Source organism: Paenimyroides tangerinum (assembly GCF_003865405.1).
Taxonomy (GTDB): Bacteria; Bacteroidota; Bacteroidia; order Flavobacteriales; family Flavobacteriaceae; genus Flavobacterium; species Flavobacterium tangerinum.
Genome location: NZ_RQVQ01000005.1, coordinates 1 through 17,213, shown reverse-complemented (window position 1 = coordinate 17,213; position 17,213 = coordinate 1). Strand labels below are relative to the sequence as shown.

At 34.0% G+C, this 17,213-nt stretch carries 16 protein-coding genes; 13 read left to right on the top strand and 3 right to left on the bottom strand.

The window, feature by feature from the left end; genetic code table 11:
* Position 1 precedes the first annotated feature (1 nt).
* From EG240_RS02845 to EG240_RS02795, 11 genes are all read left to right on the top strand, one after another.
* Positions 2 to 532 carry an NADH-quinone oxidoreductase subunit NuoE family protein gene (locus tag EG240_RS02845; protein ID WP_125017215.1) on the top strand — a complete coding sequence of 177 codons (531 nt, stop codon included), beginning with the start codon at positions 2 to 4 and terminating at the stop codon, positions 530 to 532.
* 4 nt (positions 533 to 536) lie between these two features.
* The gene (gene nuoF / locus EG240_RS02840; protein ID WP_125017213.1) at positions 537 to 1,901 is read left to right on the top strand and encodes an NADH-quinone oxidoreductase subunit NuoF; all 1,365 of its coding nucleotides are present in this window, start codon (positions 537 to 539) and stop codon (positions 1,899 to 1,901) included.
* 34 nt (positions 1,902 to 1,935) lie between these two features.
* The gene (locus tag EG240_RS02835; protein WP_125017211.1) at positions 1,936 to 2,961 is read left to right on the top strand and encodes a 2Fe-2S iron-sulfur cluster-binding protein; all 1,026 of its coding nucleotides are present in this window, start codon (positions 1,936 to 1,938) and stop codon (positions 2,959 to 2,961) included.
* Positions 2,962 to 2,964: 3 nt separating this feature from the next.
* Positions 2,965 to 3,996 (top strand): NADH-quinone oxidoreductase subunit NuoH, encoded by a 1,032-nt coding sequence (gene nuoH, locus EG240_RS02830; RefSeq protein WP_125017209.1) that lies wholly within the window; start codon positions 2,965 to 2,967, stop codon positions 3,994 to 3,996.
* Between the two features lie 10 nt (positions 3,997 to 4,006).
* The gene (locus EG240_RS02825) at positions 4,007 to 4,549 is read left to right on the top strand and encodes a NuoI/complex I 23 kDa subunit family protein (protein ID WP_125017207.1); all 543 of its coding nucleotides are present in this window, start codon (positions 4,007 to 4,009) and stop codon (positions 4,547 to 4,549) included.
* A 2-nt stretch (positions 4,550 to 4,551) separates the two neighbouring features.
* On the top strand, positions 4,552 to 5,058 hold the full coding sequence (locus tag EG240_RS02820) for an NADH-quinone oxidoreductase subunit J family protein (protein WP_125017205.1): 507 nt from the start codon (positions 4,552 to 4,554) through the stop codon (positions 5,056 to 5,058).
* Between the two features lie 2 nt (positions 5,059 to 5,060).
* The gene (nuoK, locus tag EG240_RS02815; protein ID WP_125017203.1) at positions 5,061 to 5,381 is read left to right on the top strand and encodes an NADH-quinone oxidoreductase subunit NuoK; all 321 of its coding nucleotides are present in this window, start codon (positions 5,061 to 5,063) and stop codon (positions 5,379 to 5,381) included.
* A 5-nt stretch (positions 5,382 to 5,386) separates the two neighbouring features.
* Positions 5,387 to 7,279: an NADH-quinone oxidoreductase subunit L gene (nuoL, locus tag EG240_RS02810; protein WP_125017201.1), complete on the top strand. Its 1,893-nt coding sequence runs from the start codon at positions 5,387 to 5,389 to the stop codon at positions 7,277 to 7,279.
* A gap of 10 nt (positions 7,280 to 7,289) precedes the next feature.
* Positions 7,290 to 8,699: a complex I subunit 4 family protein gene (locus EG240_RS02805; protein WP_125017200.1), complete on the top strand. Its 1,410-nt coding sequence runs from the start codon at positions 7,290 to 7,292 to the stop codon at positions 8,697 to 8,699.
* Positions 8,700 to 8,759: 60 nt separating this feature from the next.
* Positions 8,760 to 10,133: an NADH-quinone oxidoreductase subunit N gene (locus EG240_RS02800; RefSeq protein WP_125017198.1), complete on the top strand. Its 1,374-nt coding sequence runs from the start codon at positions 8,760 to 8,762 to the stop codon at positions 10,131 to 10,133.
* A 92-nt stretch (positions 10,134 to 10,225) separates the two neighbouring features.
* The gene (locus tag EG240_RS02795) at positions 10,226 to 11,410 is read left to right on the top strand and encodes an oxygenase MpaB family protein (protein WP_125017196.1); all 1,185 of its coding nucleotides are present in this window, start codon (positions 10,226 to 10,228) and stop codon (positions 11,408 to 11,410) included.
* A gap of 36 nt (positions 11,411 to 11,446) precedes the next feature.
* Here EG240_RS02795 and EG240_RS02790 read toward each other — a convergent pair whose 3' ends face one another.
* Positions 11,447 to 12,316, bottom strand: coding sequence for a mechanosensitive ion channel family protein (locus EG240_RS02790; protein ID WP_125017194.1), 870 nt, complete (start codon positions 12,314 to 12,316; stop codon positions 11,447 to 11,449).
* A 77-nt stretch (positions 12,317 to 12,393) separates the two neighbouring features.
* Here EG240_RS02790 and EG240_RS02785 point away from each other — a divergent pair, with 77 nt between their 5' ends.
* Positions 12,394 to 13,458 (top strand): NADH:flavin oxidoreductase/NADH oxidase, encoded by a 1,065-nt coding sequence (locus EG240_RS02785; RefSeq protein WP_125017193.1) that lies wholly within the window; start codon positions 12,394 to 12,396, stop codon positions 13,456 to 13,458.
* Between the two features lie 40 nt (positions 13,459 to 13,498).
* On the opposite strand, the gene EG240_RS02780 is transcribed toward EG240_RS02785, so the two are convergent.
* Positions 13,499 to 15,019, bottom strand: a complete 1,521-nt coding sequence (locus EG240_RS02780) for a SulP family inorganic anion transporter (RefSeq protein WP_125017191.1) — start codon at positions 15,017 to 15,019, stop codon at positions 13,499 to 13,501.
* Between the two features lie 94 nt (positions 15,020 to 15,113).
* Between EG240_RS02780 and EG240_RS02775 the strand changes: the two genes are divergently transcribed.
* Positions 15,114 to 16,271 carry an MFS transporter gene (locus EG240_RS02775; RefSeq protein ID WP_125017189.1) on the top strand — a complete coding sequence of 386 codons (1,158 nt, stop codon included), beginning with the start codon at positions 15,114 to 15,116 and terminating at the stop codon, positions 16,269 to 16,271.
* A gap of 37 nt (positions 16,272 to 16,308) precedes the next feature.
* Here EG240_RS02775 and EG240_RS16430 read toward each other — a convergent pair.
* Positions 16,309 to 17,213: hypothetical protein (locus EG240_RS16430; RefSeq protein ID WP_158611975.1), on the bottom strand; the 905-nt coding region annotated here is incomplete at its 5' end.

Here is a 17,213-nt window from a genome sequence, read left to right as displayed (position 1 = left end):
TATGGAAAAAACAAACTACAAACAAGACATAAATTTCACTCCAGAATTAATGGCAAGAATCAACGAATTGATTAGTCATTATCCGGAAGGAAAACAAAAATCGGCACTTTTACCAGTTCTTCATGAAGTTCAAGACGCACATGACAATTGGTTGAGTTTAGAACTTCAAACCAAAGTAGCCGAAATATTAAATATCAAACCAATTGAAGTTTTTGAAGTAACAACGTTTTACACGATGTTCAATCAGAAACCAATAGGCAAATACATGTTAGAATTTTGTGTTACATCTTGCTGCGCCATTAACAAAGCAGAGAACATGATGGAATATGCATGTGAAAAATTAAATGTAAAACCAGGACAAGTTACGTCAGACGGAATGTTTTCTGTGGTAGGCGTTCAATGTTTAGGAGCTTGCGGTTATGCTCCAATGCTGCAACTAGGTGATTTCTATCACGAACATTTAACTAAAGAAAAAATCGATTCATTAATCGAAGATTGTAGAGTTGGAAAAATAATTTTACACGATAAATAATACCATGGGAAGAAAAATATTATTAGATAAAATTAATATTCCGGGTATCAAAACCTACGAAGTTTACCGTCGAAATGGAGGTTATGCTTCGGTGGAAAAAGCATTAAAAATGGATCCAGATGCCATCACTGAAGAAGTTAAAACTTCAGGACTTAGAGGTCGTGGTGGAGCAGGTTTCCCTGTTGGTCTAAAGTGGAGTTTCATCGATAAAAAGTCAGGTAATCCAAGACATTTGGTTTGTAATGCCGATGAATCAGAACCTGGAACTTTCAAAGACCGCTATTTAATGGAATACATTCCGCATTTATTAATCGAAGGAATGATTGTATCCTCTTTCGCTTTAGGTGCTAATCTTTCATATATCTATATTCGTGGAGAATATATGTGGGTTTTCAAAACCTTAGAAAGAGCTATTAAAGAAGCTTATGCCGCTGGTTGGTTAGGAAAAAACATCAAAGGTACAGGATACGATTTAGACTTACACGTTCATTGTGGAGGTGGTGCTTACATCTGTGGTGAAGAAACTGCTTTAATTGAATCGTTAGAAGGAAAAAGAGGAAATCCAAGAATTAAACCTCCATTTCCTGCGGTTAAAGGTTTATGGCAAAATCCAACCGTAGTAAACAATGTAGAATCAATTGCTTCAGTGCCTTGGATTGTATTAAATTCAGGTGAAGAATATTCAAAAATAGGTTTAGGACGCTCAACAGGAACTAAATTATTTTCAGTTTCAGGTCACGTAAAAAAACCAGGAGTTTATGAAATTGAAATGGGAATGACAGTTGAAGAATTCATGAATTCAGATGAATATTGTGGTGGAATGATTGATGACCGTCCGTTAAAAGGATTAATTCCGGGAGGTTCTTCAGTTCCAATATTACCGCAACATTTAATTTTTAAAACAGCTAACGGCGAAGACCGTTTAATGACATACGAATCATTAGCTGATGGTGGTTTTGCAACAGGTTCATCTTTAGGCTCGGGTGGTTTCATCGTTTATAACGATACTGCTTGTATTGTAAGAAACACTTGGAATTTCTCTCGTTTTTATCATCACGAAAGTTGTGGACAATGTTCTCCTTGTCGTGAAGGAACAGGATGGATGGAAAAAGTACTTTGGCGCATTGAAAACGGTGAAGGACGAATAGAAGACATCGATTTACTATGGGACATCCAAAGTAAAATTGAAGGAAACACGATTTGTCCATTAGGAGATGCAGCAGCTTGGCCAGTCGCAGCAGCAATTCGTCACTTCAGAGATGAGTTTGAATATCATATTCGTTTCCCTGAAAGAATTAAAAACAGAGATCACTTTACCAATGAACCATTTGAAAAAGTGAAACATCTATTACAAAAACAATCAATTTAACCTCATAAAGGTAAACCAAGAAACTATAAATAACATGAAAGTTACTATAGACGGACAAGAAATAGACGTAGAGCCAGGAACCACAATTCTTCAAGCAGCTCGTCTGATTGGAGGCGAAAGTGTTCCACCAGCAATGTGTTACTACTCAAAATTAAAAGGAAGCGGCGGAAAATGTCGTTGTTGCTTGGTTGAAGTTTCGAAAGGAAGTGAAGCCGATCCAAGACCAATGCCTAAACTTATGGCTTCTTGTGTAACTGGAGTTATGGACGGAATGGAAGTGAAAAGTATTTCGTCTCCAAGAGTTACAGAAGCTCGCAAATCTGTTACCGAATTTTTATTGATGAATCACCCATTAGATTGCCCTGTTTGTGATCAAGCGGGAGAATGTGATTTACAAAATTTAAGTTACAACCACGGAAAAGAATTAACTCGTTTCCACGAAGAAAAGAGAACATTTGAACCTGAAGATTTAGGAAACAACATTCAATTACATATGAACCGTTGTATTCTTTGTTACCGTTGTGTTTACACAGCTGAACAATTAACAGACGGACGCGTTCATGGAGTTGTTGGTCGTGGTGATCACGCACAAATTTCTACTTGTGTTTCGGCAGCAATCGAAAACGAATATTCAGGAAATATGATTGACGTTTGTCCTGTTGGAGCTTTAACCGATAAAACATTCAGATTTAAATCAAGAGTTTGGTTTAACAAACCATTTACAGCGCACAGAAATTGTGATAAATGTTGTGGAAAAACTACTCTTTGGATGTTCGGAAACGAGATTCAACGTGTAACAGCACGTAAAGATGAATATCATGAAGTTGAAGAATTCATTTGTAACGAATGTCGTTTTGATCACAAAGACGTAAAAGATTGGGTTATTGAAGGACCTCGTAAATTCGAGAAATTCTCAGTTATCAATCAGAATAATTATACAAGAAAATTGGAACCGGTTCAAATTCATACAGAAAAACAAATTCTGAAAGGACGTGAACAAGACCGTAAGAAAATTTCTATGGTTGATGTTCCTGTAATTGATAATACGCCAAAATCATAAATTATGGAAGAAGCTATTATTATAGAAAAAGGAGTAATCATCTTAATTGTTTTTGCAATTACGATGTTGTTTGCTATGTATTGTACATTAGCTGAACGTAAGATTGCAGCTTGGATTCAAGACAGACGCGGACCAAACCGTGCCGGACCAGGTGGGATTTTCCAACCACTTGCCGATGGTTTAAAACTATTCTCTAAAGAAGAATTTATGCCAAACACACCAAATACGTTTTTATTCGTATTAGGTCCAACAATCTCAATGACTATGGCCTTGATGACAAGTGCTGTAATTCCTTGGGGCGATTCACTTGAAATTGGCGGAAGAACAGTTTTACTTCAAGCTACAGATATAAACGTGGCAATGCTTTATGTGTTCGCAGTGTTATCTGTAAGTGTTTACGGAATCATGATTGGTGGTTGGGCATCGAACAATAAATATTCGTTAATGAGTGCGATGCGTGTAGCTTCTCAAATGATTTCGTATGAAATTGCTATGGGACTTTCAATAATTGCAGTTATTATGATGTCAAGTTCAATGAGCTTACGTGATATTGCAGCAAGTCAGCATGAAATGCATTGGAATATTTTCTACCAACCATTAGCATTCTTCATCTTCTTGGTTTGTTCGTTTGCAGAAACCAATCGTACACCATTCGATTTAGCAGAATGTGAACAAGAGTTAATTGGAGGTTATCATACCGAATATTCATCAATGCGTATGGGATTCTTCTTATTTGCAGAATACGCGGCTATGTTCATCTCTTCTACCCTACTTGCAGTTCTTTTCTTAGGAGCTTACAATTATCCAGGTATGACTTGGGCAGCAGAAAACTGGGGAACTAACGTAGCAAACGGAATTGGAATTGGAGTTTTATTTATTAAAATCTGTTTTTTCTTATTCCTATATATGTGGGTTCGATGGACAATCCCTCGTTTCCGTTACGACCAATTGATGAATTTAGGTTGGAAAACATTAATTCCATTAGCGATAATCAACATCATTATTACTGCTGTTGTTATTTTATTAAACCAATAAACTACTGAAAATGTCAATAGAAACGGTATCATTATCAGGAAGAAAAAAACAAGTAGCCAACAAAAAAATGACTTTTGCTGAACGCATTTACATAATTGCGATTGCCAAAGGAATGTGGACTACTTTAAAACATATGTTCAAGAAAAAGGTAACGATTAGTTATCCAGAACAAACACGTCCGTTTAGCGATGTTTACCGCGGTAGACACATGTTAATGCGTGACGACGAAGGAAGAGAGCGTTGTACCGCTTGCGGACTTTGTGCATTATCGTGTCCGGCGGAAGCCATCACAATGAAAGCAGCAGAACGCACAGCAGACGAAAAACATTTATACAGAGAAGAGAAATACGCAGAAATCTATGAGATTAATATGTTGCGTTGTATTTTCTGTGGTTTATGTGAAGAAGCTTGCCCTAAACAAGCAATTTACTTAACTAAGTCAAAACAAATTGTTTTCTCTGATACGTCTCGTGAAAGCTTCATCTTCGGAAAAGAAGAATTAGTAATGCCGTTAGAAATGGCTATCAAGAACACTCAAAAAACGCAAGCCTAATTATGATCGAGATATTATTTTATTTGCTTTCAGCAATTACATTAGGAAGTGCTTTTATTACCATTTTAAGTAAAAATCCTATTCATAGTGCCATTTGGTTAGTCGTTTGTTTTTTTAGTATTGCTGGACATTACGCTTTATTAAACTCACAATTCTTAGCTATGGTTCACATTATTGTGTATTCTGGTGCAATTATGATTTTGATGTTATTCACCATCATGTTAATGAATTTGAACATCAGTAACGAAATTTCAAAACCATTAGTAACTAAAATTGTCGCGACTATAGCTTTCTGTTTAGTTGGATTAGTATTGGTTTCTGCATTAACACAAACAGCTCCAGCTTTTGATGCTTATGTAAATTCTGGACAAGATTACCAAAGCATTCAAGTTTTAGGAAAAGTATTAATGAATGAATTTGTTGTACCGTTTGAAATGACAGCTGTTTTATTATTAATGGCTATGATTGGTGCCGTATTAATTTCTAAAAAAGATAAAAAAATAGCATAATTATGGAGAACGTTTTACAAATCATCGGAATTGAAAACTACATCTATTTAGCTATTTTACTATTTAGTGTAGGCGTTTTCGGAATCTTATATCGCCGTAACGCAATCGTTATGTTTATGTCAATTGAAATTATGTTAAACGCTGCTAACTTACTTTTAGTTGCGTTTTCAAACTACCATCAAGATCCTCAAGGACAAGTTTTTGTATTCTTTACTATGGCAGTTGCTGCCGCAGAAGTTGCTATTGGATTAGCGATTTTGGTATCGATTTACAGACATATTGGTTCAATTGATATTGATAAATTAAAAAACTTAAAAGGCTAATTTAAATGGATACAAACATACTTTTATTCGCATTGATTATTCCGTTAATAGGTTTTTTAATCAATTTCTTATTCGGTAAAAAATTAGGAAAATCCCTTTCTGGAATCATCGGAACAACAACAATCGTTATTTCTTTTATCATTAGCGTTTGTTTATTCTTACATATAAAAGAAACTGGAGAAGCTATAAGAATCCATCTTTTTGAATGGTTTTCTTTAAAGAATTTCAAAATAGATTTCGCTTTCTATTTCGACCAACTAACAGCGCTTTGGTTATTATTTGTAACCGGAATCGGTTCGTTGATTCATTTATATTCAACAAGCTATATGAAAGAAGATGAAAACTTTCATAAGTTCTTTGCTTACTTAAACTTATTCATCTTCTTTATGATGGTTTTAGTTTCTGGAAGCAACTTATTAATGATGTTCATCGGTTGGGAAGGCGTTGGTTTATGCTCTTATTTATTGATTGGATTTTGGCATCAAAACCGCGAATACAACAACGCTTCTAAAAAAGCTTTTATCATGAACCGTGTAGGAGATTTAGGTTTCTTAGTTGGAACTTTTATCATCATTTACATTTTCGGAACAATTGATTTTGTTGAGTTAAGAGAACAAACGGTGATGGGAATCACAGCTTCTTCATTCGCAGTTTTATTAAGCTTTGCTACTTTAGCATTATTTATTGGAGCAACCGGAAAAAGTGCGCAATTACCGTTATACACTTGGTTACCTGATGCGATGGCAGGACCAACACCGGTTTCGGCATTAATTCACGCAGCCACGATGGTAACTGCCGGAATCTTTATGATTACGCGTTTAAACTTCCTTTTTGATTTAACTCCAGATGTTCAAAACATTATTGCAATAATTGGAGGAATAACAGCTTTTATGGCTGCATCTATCGGATTGATGCAAAACGATATCAAAAAAGTTTTAGCATATTCTACCGTTTCACAATTGGGATTGATGTTTATGGCAATTGGATTTGCTGCTTATGAAATTGCAGTTTTCCACGTAATCACGCACGCATTCTTTAAAGCTTGCTTATTCTTAGGATCGGGTTCTGTGATTCACGCAATTCATGGCGAACAAGATATGCGTCACATGGGAGGTTTGAAGAAATATATGAAAATCACTTATGCTACATTCTTAGTTTCAACTTTAGCTATTTCTGGAATTCCACCATTATCTGGATTCTTCTCTAAAGATGAAATTTTAATGACTGCTTTCCATAACAATATTCCATTATATATTATTGGTTCATTAGCTTCAATCATGACCGCTTTCTATATGTTTAGATTGTTATATTTAACGTTCTTCAACAAATTTAGAGGTACAAAAGAACAAGAAGCTCATTTACACGAAAGTCCAGCTTCAATGACTATTCCGTTGATTGTTTTAGCAATTTTAGCTGCTGTTGGCGGATTGATTTCTTTACCTGGACATAGCTGGTTAAACGAATATTTAGCTCCGGTGATTGTAAATAATGCTGCCTCACATCCACATCATTTAGGAACAACGGAATATATTTTAATGGGAATTGCTGTAATTGGTGCTTTAATCGGAATTGGATTGGCATACAACAAATACATCAAAAATCAGGAAATTCCGGTTAACGACAATCAAGTTCGTGGAATCCAAAAAGTATTAGCTAATAAATATTATTTAGATGAAATTTATATGGCAATCATTGTTCAGCCTTTAAATATGTTGGGCGGATTCTTTAAAAATGTGATTGAGTTACTTATTTCTGGAATCGTACTGTTCTTTGCAAAATTTGCTAGCGAAGTTTCTTACCAAGGAAAAAAATTACAAAACGGAAACATCGGATTGTATTTATTTGCCTTTGTATTCGGAGTTTGTACGATGATTTACTATTTATTCATAGCAAGATAATTTATATAAAATGAACGTAACTTTTATCTTACTTACCTTATTAATCGGAGCAATATTAACTTTTGTTGCCGGTAAAAAAATGGCTTTAAACGTCGCGGTACTAACAAGTTTAGTTGCCTTGGGTTTAACAGCTTTCAACATTTGCGAATTTCAAAACGGAATCGATGTTTCTTTTCAAACGCAATGGATGACCAAACCAAACATTTGGATTTCTCTAAAAGCAGACGGATTGAGTTTGTTAATGGTAACCTTAACCACTTTCTTAACTCCGTTAATTCTTTTAACTGCTGTTGGAAAAGATTATAAAAACCCGCATAAATTATTTGCTTTAGTTTTATTCATGGCTTTTGCTATGACCGGAACATTCTTAGCAGAAGACGGATTTGTATATTATATTTTCTGGGAATTAGCCTTAATACCAATTTTCTTTATTGCTTTACTTTGGGGAAGCGATACGTGGGAAATTCGTAAAGCAGCAATCATCAAATTCTTTATTTATACCTTTGCTGGTTCGTTATTTATGTTAATTGCTTTCTTGTATTTATATCAAAAATCAGGAAGTTTCTTATTACCAAACTTAGCACAAATCAGCTTGACTGCCGATGAGCAAACTTGGATTTTCTTAGCATTCTTCTTGGCTTATGCGATTAAGTTACCTATTTTCCCATTCCATACTTGGCAAGCAAACACATACGAAAAATCTCCTGCAATCGGAACGATGTTACTTTCTGGAATCATGCTTAAGATGGGAGTTTATTCTATATTACGTTGGCAACTTCCGTTAACACCGCAAGTAGATGAACGCGTCTTAAATACGGTTTTGGTTTTATGTATCATCGGAATTATCTATGCATCATTAATCGCATTACGCGAAACCAACCTAAAACGATTATTGGCTTATTCGTCAATGGCTCACGTTGGTTTAATTGCAGCTGGAGCTTATACGTTTACACAAGACGGAATGCAAGGAGCGGTGGTTCAAATGTTAGCACACGGAATTGTAATTGTTGCTTTGTTTTTCTTAGTTGAAATCATCTACAAACGTTACAGAACTTATGAAATTAAAGATTTAGGAGGAATTCGTGCACACGCAATCAAGTTTACTTCTTTCTTTTTAATCTTCTTATTCGCATCCATCGGTTTACCAGGAACTTTTAGTTTCATTGGAGAATTTACACTTTTATATAGTTTATCTCAAATCGGTTGGATTTACGCGATCCTTGGAGGTTCAACAATTATATTCGGAGCTTATTATATGTTAAAGATGTTTGAAGATGCTATTTTAGGAAAAACAAACGTAAAAACATTTGCAGATTTAAATAGTATTGAATTTTTGGTTTTATTCGTTTTAGCAGTTGCCGTTATCTTCTTCGGAATTTATCCTAAACCAATAACCGATTTATTATTTTTCTCTATTTAATAACTTACTAATCATTTAAAATGCATTCGGGCAACCGATTTCATTTAATTCAAAAATATTATGAATACATTAATTGCATTAGCAGGATTAGCTGTTTTAATTTTGGTTTTAGAAATCATAAACCTTCGTAAAACCATAGTACCACTAACCATTTTAGGTTTGTTGGCTGCACTTGGAATTACATTTTGTGATGTTCAAATACTTTCAGACAACTATAACAATATGATTGTTGAAACCAATTTCAGCAAAATGTTTAGTAGTTTGTTCATTGTCATAACGATTTTCTTAGTCGCAATGAGCCAAGATTTTTATAAAGAACAATACGAAAAGATTTCCGATTATATTTCCTTAAAAATATTTCTATTAATCGGTGCTGTATGTATGATTTCTTTCGGAAACTTAACGATGTTCTTTATCGGTTTAGAAATTTTATCAATCACGCTTTATATTCTTGCAGGAAGCAATCCAACAAAAATTAAAAGTAACGAAGCGGGAATGAAATATTTCTTACTTGGTTCATTTGCTTCAGGATTTATCCTATTCGGAATTGCATTGATTTACGGAGCAACTGCATCATTTGATTTAAACACCATTTCAAACGCCATTTTAAATCCAGAAACACCAAACTTCCTTTCTTTAGGAGTTGTTTTGGTAACCATTGGAATGTTATTTAAAATCGCAGCTTTCCCTTTCCATTTTTGGGCACCAGACGTATATCAAGGTTCACCAACCATTACAACGGCTTCAATGAGTACATTGGCAAAAGTCGCTGCAATGGCAACCTTATTTAAAATACATGCGATTTTTGAATCTTATATCTCAGAAGCATTTACCGTTCTTTTAATTTGTTTGGCAATCGTGACTATGTTTGTTGGAAACATCATGGCTCTAAAACAAGATAACATCAAACGTATGTTAGCCTATTCGGGTATTTCTCACGCTGGTTTTATGATGATTGCTTTGTTTAATACAGCTAATGCCACAGCAGAATTATTCTATTACGCAGCAGCTTATTCATTTGCGAGTATTGCAGCTTTTGCAATTATCATTGCCGTTTGTAAAAACTACAAAGACGAAAAAATCAAACATTTCAAAGGTTTGGGAAAACAAAATCCGATGATGGCAGCTGTTTTAACAATGGCTTTATTATCAATGGCTGGAATTCCAATATTTGCAGGTTTCTTTGGAAAATTCTTCCTATTTGATTCAGCCTTACAAAGCGGTCATTTAGAATTGGTAATCTTCGGTGTTATCAACTCAATCATTAGCGTTTACTACTATTTCAAAGTAATAAACCAAATGTATTCTCAAGAAGCAATTTCTGAATTACCAGAAACCAATCACAGTTGGATCTATAAAACCGTTGCTGTTTTAGCTATATTATTAAACATTGCAATGGGACTTTGTCCTTCTTCAATCTTGAATTTATTCTAAGTTAATTAGTTGATTTATATTTTTATTAAGAAAAGTCGGACGTTTGTTCCGACTTTTTTTATGTAATTTTATAAATCGAAATCTAAACTCTAATGACTATTCCGACCCGACATATTTCAGAAAATTCAACTGCCTTTTCAAGTTATTGGAATCCCAAAACAAGTATTTATTTTAATTCAAAACTTTCGAAAAATATAACTACCAAAGATGCAGAAAAATACATCAAGTATTATTTTGAAGTTGACGAATTAGGTGATGCCATTGCAGAAGAATATTTAGTAAAATACGGTTTCGCAAAAGGCATTGGGATGTTACATCAAATCATAGCTTCCTACCCAAATAACAAAGAAACGTATTCTGAAAACACACAAAAATTTCTCAAACAAATCTTTACCGTTCCAAGCTGGATAAATTACGATTTGATCGATGCAGGTTGTGATTTCAGCAACAGAACCGGAACTTCAGGTTTGGCAACCTTACGCGATTATTCGTTAATGGGCGGCTACGAATCATCTGCTATAAACAAACCTTTAATTTTTACAGGCGCTTTGAAAAAAGGTGCGGTTAAACGTCTTTCAGACACCGTAGTTTTCTGGGTTAATGTCACGGGAAAAAATCAATTAAAACTAAAAGAAAAAGGATTCTTTAGCGCCGTCACCACCCGATTAATTCATTCATATTCAAGGATTATGATAGAAAAAAATCCCGAATGGGAATCCGAACTTTGGGGACGCCCTTTAAATCTTTGGGATATGTTGGCTACCAATTTAGGCTTTTCAATCGCATATATCGATGGATTGAAGAAACTAAACTTCCATCCTACACAAAAAGAAATCGATGGAACCTTACATCTTTGGAAATACGTGGGTTATTTAATCGGAATTCCAGAACATCTTTTGGTCGAAAACGAACAACAAGCTGTTGATGCGCTGTTTCTTTGGAGTAAAACTCAAAAAGGAGCCGATACAGATTCGGTAGCTTTGGCACATTCGTTGTACACCGAACCTAAAAATGTTACTTTTACCAATTCGACCTTATTAAAAAACTTTGTTTACAAAACCAATCTCGGTTACAATTGGGAAATGCTCGGAACAGCAAGTTGTACCGAATTACAAATTCCAAAAACCAAAGCTATTTATTGGGTTAAATTCATCAAATGCATTAATACAATCGTTGAAAAATATGCTTTTAGCTCTGAAAAAAGATATAAAAAAATAGTTGCTCGCGGTTACAAACAACAATTAGAAGTTAGAGATTTATACCACAAAGAAAAGTAATTTTTATTAGAAGCTATTTCCAGCTTTCCGCTAAATCTAGCTTCCAACTCCAAATCTTTCAGCTGACGTTTCATCTTCTTCATCCGATTGCCAAGTGATATTTTTAATGGTAATCGAATTATTTAATCCAATATTATTAATCATTAAAAGCGCTTTACTAATAGAATCTCTAAAATTATGTCCTTCATCAAAATGTATCCAATATAACAATTCAAAGGAAAATCCACCATCAACTCCAATTTTCGTAACATAAAAATTGATTAAATTATTTGGTAAAAGATTCGAAAACTTTGAAGTTTCATCATTCAACAATTGCTTCAATTTAGGAACATCAATGAAATTTTGGACATCAGCTTGAAGACAAATTCTACGTTTTTTGTACTTAGAATAATTCATAAAAGTTCCACTATAAATCAACTGATTCGAAATATAAATCTCCTGCCCCGTTTTGTTAGATAAAGCTGTGGTTAACCAGCCAACCAATTCAACCTTTCCATAATGTCCATCAAGCTGAACCCAATCACCTTTTACAAAAGGCTTCTTAATAAAAAGCAACAAACCAGAAAAGGCGTTTGAAGCGATATCTTTTAAAGCAAAACCTGCAATAATTCCAACAATTCCAGCACCCGCAAGGATTTTAGAAAAATATTGCTCTAAACCAACAATTTTCAGAAATAAAAAATATCCAAAAATTAAAAATATGTAATATATAATTTTAGATAATAAATTTAAAACATCGGGATGTTTGCTTAACAGATTAGAATTTAATTTTAAAAATATTTTACGTGAAAGTCTTGCGATCAAAAAGAACAATAATAAAATTAAAAACGCAATAATCAGTTTTGCACCAATTTCTTCGGCATCAAACTCCCAACTTTTAAAAACTTTAACCAACGAATCCTTCATAAATCAAAATATTATGATACAAAGATAAATATCAAATCAACTTTAATCAGTAATTTTACATACCAAATCGAGAAATTATGTCAAAATTATTTGAAAAACTACATCTAAAGAATCATACATTACAAAACCGAATCATTGTTTCTCCAATGTGTCAATATACCGCCGAAGATGGATTTGCTCAAAATTGGCATTTAGTACATTTAGGTCAATATGCAATCGGAAAAGCGGCTGCAATCATTCAAGAAGCAACTGCGGTTTGCCCAGAAGGAAGAATTACTTTTGGAGATTTGGGAATTTGGAAAGATGAACATATCGTGAAACTTTCAGAAATCAATACATTTATAAAATCTCAAGGAACAATTCCTGGAATTCAGCTTTCACACGCTGGAAGAAAAGCAAGCACAAACAAACCTTGGATTAATCGCGACCAATTTAAACCAAACGAAGAAAACGGTTGGCAAACCGTTGCCCCATCTGTTCTTACGTTTAATGAAACGGATTGGCCGCCTACCGAATTATCAATCGAAGAAATTAAAACAATAGTAAATCAATTCAAAGCTGCAGCTGCAAGAGCCGTTAAAGCTGGTTATGAAATCATTGAAATTCACGGAGCTCACGGTTATTTAGCACATCAGTTTTTTTCGCCATTAACGAATTTAAGAAAAGACGAATATGGTGGTTCTTTTGAAAATCGAGTTCGATTTATTTTAGAATTAGTTGATGCCATAAAATCCGAAATAACCACACAATCCCTTTGGGTTCGTTTATCTGCTACAGACTGGGCAGAAGGCGGATGGACGTGTTTTGAAACAGTTAAACTTTGTCAGATTTTAAAAGAAAAAGGTGTTGAAGTAATGGATATTTCGACAGGAGGTTTGGTTCGTCATCAAGAAATCCCGGTAACAAAAAACTATCAAGTTCCATTTGCAGAACGAGTTAAAAAAGAAACCGGTGCAACAACTGGAGCTGTAGGATTGATTGATTCAGCTAAACAAGCTGAAGAAATTTTACAAAACAACCAAGCAGATTTGATTTTTGTAGCTCGTGAATTTTTAAGAAATCCACATTTTGTCTATCAAGCAGCAATTGATTTAGGCGAAGAAATCCCTTGGGCATCGCAATACGAAAGAGGAAAAGAATAATAAAAAAGGAAGTTTCAAAATCTGAAACTTCCTTTTACATTTATGGCATTACTTTATAAGTTGGGTCTTCATCAATATTAACTTCAATGATTCCTTTTGCATTTTTCAATAACAAAATTGAATCCGAACTTAAATGTTTTAAAATAACTTTCTTATTTAATTTAGCGTATTTTAAAGTCAATAAATTGACAGCTTCAATCGCACTCATATCTGTAATTCTACTGTTTTTAAAATCAACTATAACAACTTCTGGGTCATCTTGAATAGAAAAACTTTCATTAAATGAACTTATTGAACCAAAGAAAATCGGTCCAGAAACTTCATAAACTTTTGTGTTTTCATTAATCAAACTTGATTTTATTAAAATTCGTTTTGAACTTTCCCAAGCAAAAACCAAAGCTGAAATTATCACACCAACCAATACAGCCAGAGCTAAATTGTGCATAAAGATGGTGATTAGGGCAACCAAAACACTAATTAAAACATCTGATAATGGCATTTTTCGTAAACCTTTAAATGAAGCCCATTGAAACGTTCCAATAGAAACCATCATCATTACGCCAACTAATGCTGCCATAGGAATTTGTTCAATGAACGGAGCGCCTACTAAAATAATCAACATTATAGTCACAGCAGCAACAATTCCAGAAACTCGTGTTCTTGAACCCGAATTTAAATTCACAAACGTTTGCGCAACCATAGCACAACCTCCCATTCCACCAAAGAAACCATTTAAAATGTTAGCTCCGCCTTGTGCCATTGCTTCTTTGTTTGAACTTCCTTTGGAATTTGTAATTTCATCAACCATTGTTAAGGTCAATAAGGTTTCAATCAAACCAACTCCTGCCATTATTAAAGCAAAAGGAAAAATAATTTCTAGAGTTTCGAATGTTAATGGAACCATTGGAATATGAAAAGAAGGTAAGCTTCCTTCAATATTTGCGATATCAGCAACCGTCTTTGTTTCGATATTTAAAAAGTAAACAGCTGCGAAAACAACTAAAATCGCAATTAATGAAGCCGGAATTTTATTGGTTATTTTTGGGAAGAAATAAACCACCAAAATAGTCAAACCTGTTAATCCGATCATTGTATAAAGTGGTAATCCCGAAAGCCAATTATCAGTTCCTTGAATTTTAAACTGATTGATTTGCGACATAAAAATAATACAAGCCAAACCGTTCAAAAATCCGTACATCACAGGTTGAGGAATCAAACGAATGAATTTTCCAAACTTTAAAGCTCCAACTAGAAACTGAATAATTCCAGCTAAAATCAAAGTCGCAAATAAGTATTCAACTCCGTGTAAATTAATCAATGCAATCAAAACAACAATCGTAGCTCCTGCTCCACCAGAAATTAATCCTGGACGACCACCAAAAATTGCGGTAACAATTCCCATAATAACCGCACCGTAAAGTCCGACTAAAGGAGACAATCCAGCCAATATTGCAAAAGATAACGATTCAGGAATCATCGTCATAGCAACGGTTAATCCAGCTAAAATTTCAACTTTATAATCTATTTTTTTTAGGTATTGAACCTGTGAAAACACATCCATATTTTAGAATAAAGAGCAAAGATAAACTATTGGAAATACTTTATGTTTTTATCAAAAAATAAAAGTGGTAATTTTGCAAGCTTAAATTAAAATTATGAACAAAGGATTAATTGCTTTAGCTTTTGGTGGTTTAGCCATCGGGATGACCGAATTTACGATGATGGGAATTCTTCAAGACATTGCTAAAGATTTACATATTGCGATTCCAGAAGCTGCGCATTTAATTGCGATTTATGCTTTAGGTGTTGTTGTTGGCGCGCCAATTTTAGTGCTTTTTACAGGTAAATTTCCACCTAAAAAAGTATTGTTATTTTTAATGGTTTTGTTTTTCGTTTTCAATGGATTATTTGCCATTGCACCAACTCAAGAAACATTAATGATAACTCGATTTATGTCGGGATTACCGCACGGAGCTTTTTTCGGAGTTGGCTCAGTCGTTGCAGCTCAATTAGCTCAAAAAGGAAAAGAAGCTCAAGCTATCGCGATTATGTTTACCGGAATGACAATAGCAAATTTAGCAGGCGTTCCATTAGGAACTTACATCGGACATCATTATTCTTGGAGATATACGTATGCGATAATTGCACTTTTAGGATTGGTAACTTTTGCAGCCATTTACTTTTGGCTTCCAAAAACAGAATCTTCATCATCAAATGATGTCATTGGACAACTTTCGTTTTTTAAACGTTGGGAAGCTTGGCTATTAGTTGCGATTATTTCAATTGGAACAGGTGGATTATTCGCTTGGATTTCATACATCGGACCAATGGTGACGAATGTAGGAGGATTAGCAGAAAATCAAATTCCGATCATCATGTTTTTAATTGGATTAGGAATGTTCTTTGGAAACTTAATTGGTGGAAAATTGGCAGATAGTATTTCCCCAACCAAAGCAGCAATGGCATCGTTTACTGCAATGGCACTTTGTTTAATCGTGGTTTATTTCACAGCCGAATCTTATTATATGTCGTTTGTAATGGCATTTGTAACTGGAATGGTTTCATTTACGATTGGTTCATCGTTACAAATGATGTTAATCAATACAGCAAAAGGAGCAGAAACTTTAGCCGCTGCAGCAGGTCAAGCGAGTTTTAATTTAGGAAATACGTTAGGAGCTTATTTTGGAGGAATTCCAATTACTTTAGGATTAGCTTATAACTCCCCAGTTTTAGTTGGTGTTGGAATGGCTTTTTCAGGTGCGATATTAGCATTCATCTTTTTACGAACGGTGGTAAAGAAACAAGGAATATAAACAAAAAATGAGGTTATAACAACCTCATTTTTTTGCTCTATTTTATGTATTCATAATCGACTGGTAGCATATCACCTAATTTTAAATCACCAAAAAAACCTCCAAAAAACACTTGACTTGGATAAAGAAGATTTCCATTTTTATCGATTTGAATTTGTTCTGAATTCAATTGAACTATCGATTGATTTTTTGTTTTAGATTGTAACACATTTAAGTTTGTAGGAACTTCCTTTGTTGGTCCTTCTTGCCCTGCAACAATAACAAAACGTCCATCTTTTTTTGGAAGTTTACTCACATCAGGTACTTTCTTCATTGGCACTTTCAAAACTTGGATTGTATAACCTTCGTCATTTTCTTCGCTTTTAAAGAATTCTTTTTCATCCGTTGGAAGTGGACCTAAATAAAAAACAATATTATTAGCTTGAAGCTCATCTGTAGCCAAAGCTTTTAGAAAAAAAGGAATGCCGTTTTCGTACGTTTTTTTTCGCTTGTGCTTAACGCTTTTTTCATTGGAACTGACATCGGTATAAGAGCTATATCCAAAAAAACTACTTCCTTTGTAATTAAAGAATTCCAAAGAACGCGCATTGAAATTGGCTTGAAACTCTTCTAAGACAAATCGAATTTTATAATCTAAGTTTTTGTTTTCAATAATTAAAGGTTCTGAAGATTCAGCAAATAAAGTATTTGTTTTTCTATCGAAATAAAAAACGATTGCTTTCTCGTTTAAGATTTTACAACTTTTACCATTTGCAGTTGTTCCTAGAAAATACTTTTTGAAACATTTCATCATTTCTTTACGAGAAAAAGGTGAAGCGTCAATAATCATTTCAGCCAGGTTTTCATCGCTTGGTTTTAAGAAAATCGTAAGATTGGGATTATTTAAATCTTCTTTTGGAATTAAATAAGTTACGTATCCAACATAATCAATTACGACATTAT

Bases quoted from the DNA above. Each gene is read 5' to 3' on its own strand.
- EG240_RS02845 (WP_125017215.1), top strand. From the start codon at position 2: ATGGAAAAAACAAACTACAAACAAGACATAAATTTCACTCCAGAATTA.
- nuoF (WP_125017213.1), top strand. From the start codon at position 537: ATGGGAAGAAAAATATTATTAGATAAAATTAATATTCCGGGTATCAAA.
- EG240_RS02835 (WP_125017211.1), top strand. From the start codon at position 1,936: ATGAAAGTTACTATAGACGGACAAGAAATAGACGTAGAGCCAGGAACC.
- nuoH (WP_125017209.1), top strand. From the start codon at position 2,965: ATGGAAGAAGCTATTATTATAGAAAAAGGAGTAATCATCTTAATTGTT.
- EG240_RS02825 (WP_125017207.1), top strand. From the start codon at position 4,007: ATGTCAATAGAAACGGTATCATTATCAGGAAGAAAAAAACAAGTAGCC.
- EG240_RS02820 (WP_125017205.1), top strand. From the start codon at position 4,552: ATGATCGAGATATTATTTTATTTGCTTTCAGCAATTACATTAGGAAGT.
- nuoK (WP_125017203.1), top strand. From the start codon at position 5,061: ATGGAGAACGTTTTACAAATCATCGGAATTGAAAACTACATCTATTTA.
- nuoL (WP_125017201.1), top strand. From the start codon at position 5,387: ATGGATACAAACATACTTTTATTCGCATTGATTATTCCGTTAATAGGT.
- EG240_RS02805 (WP_125017200.1), top strand. From the start codon at position 7,290: ATGAACGTAACTTTTATCTTACTTACCTTATTAATCGGAGCAATATTA.
- EG240_RS02800 (WP_125017198.1), top strand. From the start codon at position 8,760: ATGAATACATTAATTGCATTAGCAGGATTAGCTGTTTTAATTTTGGTT.
- EG240_RS02795 (WP_125017196.1), top strand. From the start codon at position 10,226: ATGACTATTCCGACCCGACATATTTCAGAAAATTCAACTGCCTTTTCA.
- EG240_RS02790 (WP_125017194.1), bottom strand. From the start codon at position 12,316: ATGAAGGATTCGTTGGTTAAAGTTTTTAAAAGTTGGGAGTTTGATGCC.
- EG240_RS02785 (WP_125017193.1), top strand. From the start codon at position 12,394: ATGTCAAAATTATTTGAAAAACTACATCTAAAGAATCATACATTACAA.
- EG240_RS02780 (WP_125017191.1), bottom strand. From the start codon at position 15,019: ATGGATGTGTTTTCACAGGTTCAATACCTAAAAAAAATAGATTATAAA.
- EG240_RS02775 (WP_125017189.1), top strand. From the start codon at position 15,114: ATGAACAAAGGATTAATTGCTTTAGCTTTTGGTGGTTTAGCCATCGGG.